The sequence below is a fragment of the Martinezella lusitana genome, assembly GCF_010668395.1.
Lineage (GTDB): Bacteria > Pseudomonadota > Alphaproteobacteria > Rhizobiales > Rhizobiaceae > Rhizobium > Rhizobium lusitanum_A.
The window spans coordinates 1-437 of sequence record NZ_WUEY01000083.1; the positions used below are offsets into that span (position 1 = coordinate 1).

Here is a 437-nt window from a genome sequence, read left to right on the forward strand (position 1 = left end):
CAGGTACACGATGCGTGTGGCCGTCGCGGTGGCGGCAGCCGACGAGCCCGAAGATACCGAGACCGAGGCGCTGAGCTGCTGGCGGCCCGGCGTGGTGCCGTTGAACGCGACCGTGGCCACGCCCGACCGGGTGGTGCCGCTGGCCGAGAACGTGCCGGGCGGCGCCGAGAAGCTCACGGGCGGTCCATCCGCCGCGGCCGCGCCATTCACCGTGACCTGGGCGCTGAGCGACAGGGCCGAACCCACGCTGTAGACGTTTTCCGCCTCCGGTGCCGCGAAGCTCACGGCGACACTCGTCGGGGTGGTGGGCGTGTTCGGGTTCGGCGGGTTGCTGCCGTCGGACGAACCTCCGCCTCCGCCCCCGCAGGCGGCGATCAGGGCGGCCAGCGAGAGGCTGCACCAGCGGATGAGGGGACGGATTCGGGCCATGGCAATTC

The 437-nt window shown here is 72.3% G+C and carries 1 protein-coding gene; it reads left to right on the forward strand.

The window, feature by feature from the left end:
- Positions 1 to 253: hypothetical protein (locus GR212_RS36630; protein ID WP_204326928.1), on the forward strand; the 253-nt coding region annotated here is incomplete at its 5' end.
- Between the last annotated feature and the right edge of the window lie 184 nt (positions 254 to 437).